The 8993-nt window shown below is 73.8% G+C and carries 7 protein-coding genes and 1 pseudogene; 2 read left to right on the top strand and 6 right to left on the bottom strand.

The features are described from left to right. Together ACFXAM_RS00395 and mce are read right to left on the bottom strand one after the other, a co-directional pair. Positions 1-2374, bottom strand: a pseudogene (locus ACFXAM_RS00395) (hypothetical protein); the annotation flags it as partial. 497 nt (positions 2375-2871) lie between these two features. Next, on the bottom strand, positions 2872-3306 hold the full coding sequence (gene mce / locus ACFXAM_RS00390) for a methylmalonyl-CoA epimerase (RefSeq protein WP_380286705.1): 435 nt from the start codon (positions 3304-3306) through the stop codon (positions 2872-2874). A gap of 256 nt (positions 3307-3562) precedes the next feature. Between mce and ACFXAM_RS00385 the strand changes: the two genes are divergently transcribed. Continuing rightward, a complete protein-coding gene (locus ACFXAM_RS00385) occupies positions 3563-4756 on the top strand; it encodes an acetyl-CoA C-acetyltransferase (protein WP_380286704.1) in 1194 nt (397 codons plus the stop codon). Between the two features lie 82 nt (positions 4757-4838). Further along, the gene (meaB, locus tag ACFXAM_RS00380) at positions 4839-5795 is read left to right on the top strand and encodes a methylmalonyl Co-A mutase-associated GTPase MeaB (RefSeq protein ID WP_380286703.1); all 957 of its coding nucleotides are present in this window, start codon (positions 4839-4841) and stop codon (positions 5793-5795) included. 69 nt (positions 5796-5864) lie between these two features. Here meaB and ACFXAM_RS00375 read toward each other — a convergent pair whose 3' ends face one another. The 4 genes from ACFXAM_RS00375 to ACFXAM_RS00360 form a co-directional block, all read right to left on the bottom strand. After that, positions 5865-6389: a MarR family winged helix-turn-helix transcriptional regulator gene (locus tag ACFXAM_RS00375; RefSeq protein ID WP_380286702.1), complete on the bottom strand. Its 525-nt coding sequence runs from the start codon at positions 6387-6389 to the stop codon at positions 5865-5867. Positions 6390-6507: 118 nt separating this feature from the next. Continuing rightward, positions 6508-7317 carry an AIM24 family protein gene (locus ACFXAM_RS00370; protein ID WP_380286771.1) on the bottom strand — a complete coding sequence of 270 codons (810 nt, stop codon included), beginning with the start codon at positions 7315-7317 and terminating at the stop codon, positions 6508-6510. A 293-nt stretch (positions 7318-7610) separates the two neighbouring features. After that, complete coding sequence (locus tag ACFXAM_RS00365) at positions 7611-8261, bottom strand: AIM24 family protein (protein ID WP_380286701.1); 651 nt, start codon at positions 8259-8261, stop codon at positions 7611-7613. Beyond that, positions 8261-8899 (bottom strand): AIM24 family protein, encoded by a 639-nt coding sequence (locus tag ACFXAM_RS00360; RefSeq protein WP_380286700.1) that lies wholly within the window; start codon positions 8897-8899, stop codon positions 8261-8263. The genes ACFXAM_RS00365 and ACFXAM_RS00360 overlap by 1 nt, the downstream gene beginning before the upstream one ends. Positions 8900-8993 lie beyond the last annotated feature (94 nt).

Below are 8993 nucleotides of genomic sequence, written 5' to 3'. Positions count from 1 at the left end.
CGGTGCGGACGCGTTCGGCGTGGGCGTCGGCGGCTTCGCGGACGGCGGCGGCTTCGGCGGCGGTGCGCTCGGTGAGCTCCGCGGCGGCCGTCTCGGCCTGCTCGCGTGCGGCCGCCGCGGCGGCCAGCTGCTCGGCGGTCTCCTCGCGCTCCCGGAGCAGCCCGGCGGCCGCCTCCTCGCGCTCGCGCCGGCTGTCCTCGCGCAGCTTCCCGGCGGCCGCCTCGGCCTCGGCCCTGGCCCGGGCCGCCTCGGTGTCGGCCTCGGTGCGCACCCGTTCGGCGTCGGACACCGCGGCGTCGCGCACCGCGTTCGCCTCGGCCTGGGCGTCGGACCGCAGCGCCTCCGCGGCGGCGTTCGCCTCCGCGCGCACCCGCTGGTCGAACTCGGTGGCCCCGCGGCGCAGTTCGGCGGTCTCGCGCTCGGCGGCGGACCGGTTCTCGGCGGCCGCGGCCTTGGCGGCGGTGAGCGCGTCCCGGCACTGCTGCTCGGCCGCGGCGGTGGTCTTGGCGGCCTCGGCGCGGGCCCGCTCCAGGGTCTGCTCGGCCCGGCGCTGGGTCTCGGTGGCCTGCTCCTTGGCCTGCTCGCGCAGCCGCTCGATCTCGGCGGCGGCGCCCGCGCGCAGCTCGTCCGCGTCCGACTTGGCCTTGGTGAGCAGCTCCTCGGCGCTCTTCGCCGACTCCTCGATCTGCAGCACCGCCTGCCGGCGGGCCTCGCCGCGCACCCGGTCGGCCTCGGCGGCGGCCTGGGAACGCAGCTCCTCCGCCTCGGCCCGCAGCCGGGCGGCCTCGTCCTGCATCTCCTGGATCCGCTCGCGGATCGCGGCGGCGTCGTCCAGGGCGGCGTTCTGGGCGGCCTCGACGGCGGCCTGCGCCTGCTCGCGCAGCCGCTCGGCCTCGGCGGCGGCCTCGGCCCGGATCCGCTCGGCCTCGGCCCCCGCGCCGGTGCGGGCGGCCTCGGCGTCCCGGCCGGCCCGCTCCAGCATCTCCTCGGCGGCCTTGGCGGCCTTGGCCAGCTGGGCGGCGGCGTCCTTGGCACCGGCCGCCCGGCCGGCCTCCTCGGCCTCGCCGCGCAGCTGCTCGGCGGCGGCCTCGGCCTGCGCCCGCAGCTCGGCGACGTCCCGGTCGGCCTGGGCGCGCAGCTCGGCGATCGCGGCCTCGGCCTCGGCGCGCAGCTGACCGGCCACCGACTCGGCGGTGGCCCGCAGCCGCTCGCTCTCCTCGGTGGCGGCGGCCTTGGCGGCCTCCGCCTGGGCCTGCTTGGTGGCGGCCTCGGCGCGGATCGCCTCGGCCTCCTTGGTGGCGTGGGCGACCATCCGGGCCACCTCGGCCCGGGCGGTCTGCGAGCGCTGCTCGTTGGCGGCCTCGCCGTCGGCGACCTTCCGCTCGGCGGCGGCCTCGGCGTCGGCCTGGAGCTGCACGGCGGCGGCCTCGGCCCGGGCCCGCAGCTCGGCGGCCTCCTGGCGGGCCCGCTCGGCCTCGGCGACGGCCTCCTCGCGCAGCCGTGCTATCTCCGCCTGGGCGTGGTCGAGCTCCTGCTGGGCACGGGCCTGCTCGGCGGCGGCGGCCTCCTTGAGCCGGCCGATCTCGGCCCGGGCGTGACCCAGCTCCTGCTGGGCGGCGGCGTGCGCGGCGGCGAGCTGCTGCTGGGCCTCGCCGCGGGCGGCGTCCACGTCGGCGGCGGCCTGGGCACCGGCCTGCTGGGCCTGCTCGGAGGCGGCCCGCAGCAGCCGCTCGGCGTCGCTCTGGGCGCGCTGGAGGGCGGCCTCGGCGGCGGCCTGGGCCTCGCCGCGGGCGGCGTCGACGTCGGCGGCGGTCTGCGCGCGGGCCTGGTCGGACAGCGCGGCGGCCTCGGCGCGGGCGGCGGCCATCATCCGGTCGGCCTCGGCGCGGGCCTCCTGCAGCAGGCGCTGGGCCTCCTGCTCGGTGCCGGCCCGGGTCTGCTCGGCCCAGCTGACGTTCTCGTTGACGTGCTGTTCGGCGCTGCGCCGCAGCTCGGCGAGCTCCTCCTCCAGCTGGCGGCGGCGGGCGGCCAGCTCGGCCTCCAGCCGGGCGGTGCGCTCGGCGGCCTCGGCCATGATCCGCTGGGTGGCGGCCTGGGAGTCGCGCAGCTGGCGCTCGGCGTCGGCACGCAGCTGCTGGGCCTGCATCTCGGCGGTGCGGAGCATCTGCTCGGCCTGGCCGGACACGGCGTCGAAGGCGCGCGGCTGGGCGAGCATGCGACGGGACTCGTGCAGCTTGGCCCGGAGCACCTCCACCTGGTAGGCGAGGTCCTCGGCATGCTCGACTGACTTGTCCCGCTCCTTCCGAGTCCGATCCATCTCGGCCTCGAACTGGGAGAGGTGATCGTCAACCTCGTAGCGGTCGTAGCCCCGCACTCCGCGGTCCCATCCATCTCCTGGTCGCGTCCTCGACCCGGCCGGTCCGCGGTCCCCTCGTCGAGGCACGGTCCGACTGGTCCTTGCATCCGCGGCCGTCCGGACGCCCTGGCCTAGCCGGGGACGCCCGCCGCGGTCGTCGGAGTCCTGGGCGTGGGAGCGCGGTCGATCCGCATTCCCCCGTCCGGGTGGACTCCTGGGCGAACTCTTGCCTTGTGGAGAATGGTGACAGATCCGTCTAGCGACTGTTCAGCCGTGCCCGCGTAATGGACTCCCCTGCGACGGGCCTCCCGCCGGGGCGGACGGGCCTGTCTTCGGCCGTGCCCGTCGGCCCCGTCCCCCGGAGTCTTCGCGCACCTGGGCATTGTAGTGGGAGCGTCTTGCGGGGGAATGGTCGCGTGGGGGTTTTCGGGGTTGCCCGCCGAGGTTACTGACGGGTCATGAGGGTGGCGGGGCGGCGGACGGCCGGATGCCGCCCCGCGCCGGCGGCGGAAACCTCAGTGCGCGTCGGACTCCGCGGCGGTGACCAGCTCGGTCAGCACCCCGCCGCAGTCCTTGGGGTGCAGGAAGGTGATCCGCGAGCCCATCGAGCCGGTGCGCGGCTGCTCGTAGAGGACCCGCACGCCCTTGGCCCGGATCTCCTCGGAGTCGGTGTCGACGTCGGCGGTGCCGAAGGCGATGTGGTGGACGCCCTCGCCGTTCTTCGCCAGCCACTTGCCGACCGGGGAGTCCTCGCGGATCGGCTCCAGCAGCTGGAGGTAGGAGGCACCGCCGTCGCCGGTGTCGTTGATCTTGAGCATGGCCTCGCGGACGCCCTGCTCCTCGTTGACCTCGCTGTGGAACACCTCGAAGCCGTAGGTGGCGCGGTAGAACTCGACCGTCTTGTCGAGGTCGTGGCAGGCGATGCCGATGTGGTCGATGCGGGTGAGCACGGGGGCCTCCGGTCTGGGGCTGGTGCGACAGGACGGCAACAGTGCAGCGCATGGCGGACGGCGGCGCCAGGGGTGAGGGTGCGAGTCCGGTCACACGGGGGGCGCGGCAGGGTTCACCCGGATCGGAGCGGCACGGTGTTGACTGGATGGTGCCAGTGCGCTCGATCACATCTTGGGTCCGGTGACGGGCGGGTAACAGGTCAGTACATTGAGCGGAATCCTCCACCTGGCCACGACGTGCGAAGGGGCTCGTCCCATGACCAACACCACCTCAGTGATCGTCGCCGGGGCACGCACCCCGATGGGCCGGCTGCTCGGCTCCCTCAAGGGCTTCTCCGGTGCCGAGCTCGGCGGCTTCGCGATCAAGGCGGCGCTGGAGCGGGCCGGCGTCACCGGCGACCAGGTCCAGTACGTGATCATGGGCCAGGTCCTGCAGGCCGGCGCCGGCCAGATCCCGGCCCGCCAGGCGGCCGTCAAGGCCGGGATCCCGATGAGCGTCCCGGCGCTCACCATCAACAAGGTGTGCCTCTCCGGCCTGGACGCCATCGCGCTGGCCGACCAGCTGATCCGGGCCGGCGAGTTCGACATCGTGGTGGCCGGCGGCCAGGAGTCCATGACCAACGCCCCGCACCTGCTGCCGAAGTCCCGCGAGGGCTACAAGTACGGCGCGATCGAGCTGCTCGACGCGATGGCGCACGACGGCCTGACCGACGCCTACGAGAACATCCCGATGGGCGAGTCCACCGAGAAGCACAACGCCCGCCTCGGCATCCCGCGCGAGGTCCAGGACGAGATCGCCGCCGCCTCGCACCAGCGGGCCGCCAAGGCGCAGGCCGACGGCGTCTTCGACGCCGAGATCGTCCCGGTGGAGATCCCGCAGCGCAAGGGCGAGCCGGTCCTGTTCAGCCAGGACGAGGGCATCCGCGCCGACACCACCGTCGAGGGCCTGGCCAGGCTGCGCCCGGCGTTCACCAAGGACGGCACCATCACCGCCGGCACCTCCTCGCAGATCTCGGACGGCGCCGCCGCCGTGGTCGTGATGAGCAGGGCCAAGGCCGAGGAGCTGGGCCTGACCTGGATCGCCGAGATCGGTGCGCACGGCAACGTCGCCGGCCCGGACAACTCGCTGCAGTCGCAGCCGTCCAACGCGATCAAGCACGCGGTCGCCAAGGAGGGCATCACGGTCGGGGACCTTGACCTGATCGAGATCAACGAGGCCTTCGCCGCCGTCGCCCACCAGTCGACGAAGGACCTCGGCGTCTCCTCCGAGATCGTCAACGTCAACGGCGGCGCCATCGCGCTCGGCCACCCGATCGGCATGTCCGGCGCCCGGGTCGTGCTGCACCTGGCGCTGGAGCTGCAGCGCCGCGGCGGCGGCGTCGGCGCGGCCGCGCTGTGCGGCGGCGGCGGCCAGGGCGACGCGCTGATCGTCCGGGTGCCCAAGGCCTGACGACCGACGCAACGACCGTTCTTCCGGGGCTGCGGACCGCCACGAGCGGTCCGCGGCCCCTCGGCGCAAGGAGCAGCCACCCATGATCGATGTGCCGACCCTGGTCGAGCAGGCCCGGCAGGGCCGTCCGCGGGCCGTCGCCCGCCTGATCTCCCTGGTCGAGAACGCCGCGCCCGAGCTGCGCGAGGTGATGGCCGCGCTGGCGCCGTACACCGGTCGGGCCTGCACCGTCGGCCTGACCGGCTCGCCGGGCGTGGGCAAGTCCACCTCCACCTCGGCGCTGGTCTCGGCCTACCGCCGGCTGGGCAAGCGGGTCGGCGTGCTGGCGGTCGACCCGTCCTCGCCGTTCTCCGGCGGTGCCCTGCTCGGCGACCGGGTCCGGATGCAGGACCACGCCACCGACCCCGAGGTGTTCATCCGCTCGATGGCCACCCGCGGCCATCTCGGCGGACTGTCCTGGGCCGCCCCGCAGGCGCTGCGGGTGCTGGACGCGGCCGGCTGCGACGTCATCCTGGTGGAGACGGTCGGTGTCGGCCAGTCCGAGGTGGAGATCGCCGCGCAGGCCGACACCACCGTGGTGCTGCTCGCCCCCGGGATGGGGGACGGCATCCAGGCCGCCAAGGCGGGGATCCTGGAGATCGGCGACGTGTTCGTGGTCAACAAGGCCGACCGGGACGGCGCCGACGCCACCGCCCGGGAGCTGAACCACATGCTCGGCCTGGGCGAGGCCCGGGAGGCGGGGGACTGGCGCCCGCCGATCGTGAAGACCGTCGCGGCCCGGGGCGAGGGCGTGGACGAGGTGGTCGAGGCGCTGGAGAAGCACCGCGCCTGGCTGGAGGAGCACGGCGAGCTGGCCGTGCGCCGCCGCCGCCGGGCCGCCGACGAGATCGAGGCGATCGCGCTGGCCGCGCTGCGCGCCCGGATCGGCGACCTGCACGGGGACCGGCAGCTGGCGGCGCTGGCCGAGCGGGTGGTGGCCGGTGAGCTGGACCCGTACGGCGCGGCCGACCGGCTGGTGGCCGGCCTGACCGCGCACTGACCCGGCCCGCGCACGACGACCGGAGGCCGGCACCCCGCAGGAGGGGGTGCCGGCCTCCGGCCGGTCCGCTCAGCCGCGGCCGCGCAGGCCCCGCAGGTGCTCGGCGACGGGCGCCAGCGCCTCGTACATCGCGTCGAGCTGCTCGGGGGTGAAGCGGTCGATGAAGTGCGCCCGGACGCTGCGCACATGGCAGGGCGCGACCCGCTGCATGGTCTCCCAGCCCTGCTCGGTGAGGTGGGCGAAGAGGCCGCGGCGGTCACCGGGACAGTCCTGGCGCAGCACCAGCCCGGCGTTCTCCATGCGGGTGATCTGGTGCGAGAGCCGGCTCTTCGACTGGAGGGTGGCGGTGGCCAGGTCGGTCATCCGCATCCGTCGCTCGGGGGCCTCGGAGAGCACCACGAGGATCTCGTAGTCGTTGATCGCCAGGTTGTGCGGCTGGAGTTCGCGGCTGAGCTGGTAGTCCAGCAGCTTGGCGACCTCCAGGTGTGCGCGCCACAACCGCTGCTCCCTGGCGGTCAGCCAGGGGGTCTCCTCCTCGGGCGCCTCCGGCGGTGCGGCTGAGGTGTCGGCAGGGTCGATCGTGTGCGTCTCCATGGGCCCCAGGATACCGCATTTAGTTCAATGTTGTACGACTTTACCGGAGCCACATCCGGCGACCGCCGGGATCCGGCCACGGCGCGATGGGTCCGTCCGTCGCGCCGCGGCCGTGCGGTCAGAGCCCGAAACGCCGTCCGAGGTTGCCCAGGTTACCGAGACCGGGCACGTTCACGTTCGGCAGCTGGGTGCCGTGTCCCGAGGGGTGCTGGGTCGGCACCCCGCCCATCGGCACCCCGGCCTCGGCGTGCACCTGGCCGACCGCCCGCTCCGCCATCAGCACCTCGGTCGACTGCAGCAGCACCTGGCCGGCGCCGATGAACTCGAACTGGTGCTCCTCGCCGGAGGCCCCGCCCAGCCCGGTGAACCGGCGCAGCCCGCCGATAAGGCCGTGCATGTAGTCGTGGTCGTAGTGGTGGCACGGCGCCGGGCAGTCCGCCCAGCCGACCAGCGCCTGCGGGTCGACCCGGATCGGCGGCTCGACGAAGTGCACCGGCCCGTTCGAGGCGGCGACGAACTTGCCGGTGCCGATCAGGGTCAGGAAGCCCGGGATGATCGACTGCTTGAGCTTCAGGCTGGGCTCGAAGGCCAGCAGGTTCCCCGAGCGGACCGTCAGGTTCCCCTCCTCCAGGTCGTAGGAGTTGAGGTCGAAGGCCCGGTCGGCCAGCAGCAGCTTGCCGCGCCCCTCGGCGACCACCCAGTCCGCCGCGTGCATCGGGGAGTTGAAGTTGCCCATCAGCCGGTCGGCCACGCCGGCGCCGACGCCCTTGAAGGAGATGTCGCCGTAGTAGGCGATCATCTTGCCCTTCTGCAGGAAGTACGAGCCGTTGAGGTCCACCGAGAAGGCGTACGGGTTGACGTTGTCGTTGGGCGGCAGGCTGTGCGCGTCGTGCACCACCGGGCCGGAGCCGTCCTGCGCCTTGGGCAGCGGGGCCTGCGCGCCGCCGTACTGCTCCTGGGCGTACTGCTGCGGCGGCTGGGCGGGGTGGCCCGGCGGCGGGGGCGGCGGGTAGCCGCCCTGCTGGGGGTAGCCCTGCGGCGGGTACGGCTGCCCCTGCGGGGGATAGGGCTGACCCTGGGGCGGGTACGGCTGTCCCTGCGGGGGGTAGGGCTGGCCCGGCGGCGGGTAGCCGGGCGGCGGGGCGGCGGGGTAGCCGGGCTGGGTCGGCTGGCCGTACGGGTCCTGGGGCTGCCCGTACGGGGGCTGCGGCGGGTAGGACATCAGAGCTTCTCCTCGCTCGCCTGCACGTACACCGTGCCGTTCCCGGACAGCTCCAGCTGGAACGCCTCGCCGGAACCGCGGCCGATCATGTCGCGCCACCCGAGCGCGGTGGACAGCTTGTTCTGGACCTGGCCGCGGTGCGCGACATAGGCCTGCGGGTCGACGTGCACCGGCTGGTGCGGGGTGATCGGCAGCTCGAAGACGCCGCCGTGCGCCATCACCGCGATCGAGCCGTGGCCGTCCAGCTTGGTGGTGAACAGGCCCTGGCCGGTCACCTGGCCGCGGACCATGCCCATCACGCCGCCCTGCGAGCCCATGAACATGGTGGACTGCTGCAGCGAGCCCTCGAAGGCCAGCAGCCGGTCGGCCTCGACGTACAGGGTGTCGCCGGTCAGGTCGATCACGTGCACGTGGTGGCCGCCGTGGCCGAACATCACGCTGCCCTGGCCCTCGACGGTCATCAGCGGGGTGTCCTCGTTGGCCACCCGGCGCCCGATCATCGACATCACGCCGCCCTGGCCGCCGGTGATGTTCGGCGTGAACTTCACCTCGCCGGTGTACGCGAGCATCGCGCCGCGCTGGCTGAACAGCCGCTGGCCCGGCACGACCCGGGCCTCGATCATCTTGTTGTTGATCTTCGTGAAGGCCATCAGACGTCCCCCCCGACGGTCAGCTTCTCGGAGGGCTGCACGTAGACCAGGCCCTCGCCGGTGAACTCCACCTGGACGGCCTCGCCGCCGCCCTCGCCGATGAAGGTGCTCCAGCCGGCGCCGGACTTGATGGAGCGGTTGAGGTTGCCGGTGTGGGCGACGTACGCGCCGGGGTCGACCCGCAGCGGCATGCCCTGCGAGACCCGCAGGATGATCGCCGGCCCCTGGGAGGTGACGGCGGCCCACCCGTGGCCCTCGACCTTGGTGGTGAACAGGCCGTTGCCGGAGGACACGCCGTTCAGGCCGGTGAAGGTGGTGCCGGTCCTCAGCGTGCCCTCGGTGCAGAGCAGATTGTCGGACTCGACGTAGAGCGTCTCGCCGTTCAGCCGCACGAGGTTGATCTCGGTGGCCTGGTCGGCGAAGTAGCAGGTGCCCTGTCCCTTCACCTCCATGACGGTCATCTGCTCGCCGGTGAGCCGGCGGGTGACCATGCCGCGCAGGCCGTCACCGCCGCCGCTGAGCTTCTTGAAGTTCATCTGGCCCGTGTAGGCGACCATGGAGCCGTTCTTGGCCTTCACGGAGTCGCCGGTCATGTCGACGGCGAGCGTCTTTGACCCCTGGAGTCGAAACTGTGCCACGGCCGCAATCTAGCGGTCGGCGGGCGCGGTGGGGGAGAGGGCGAGGGTGTTCTGGTACGCGTCTGCGACAAAGCGGGCGGCCGGTGCGGGCCGC

This window comes from Kitasatospora sp. NPDC059462, assembly GCF_042749955.1.
GTDB lineage: Bacteria > Actinomycetota > Actinomycetes > Streptomycetales > Streptomycetaceae > Kitasatospora.
Note: the sequence above shows the minus strand (reverse complement) of the source record. Positions and strands in the feature narration are given on the sequence as shown.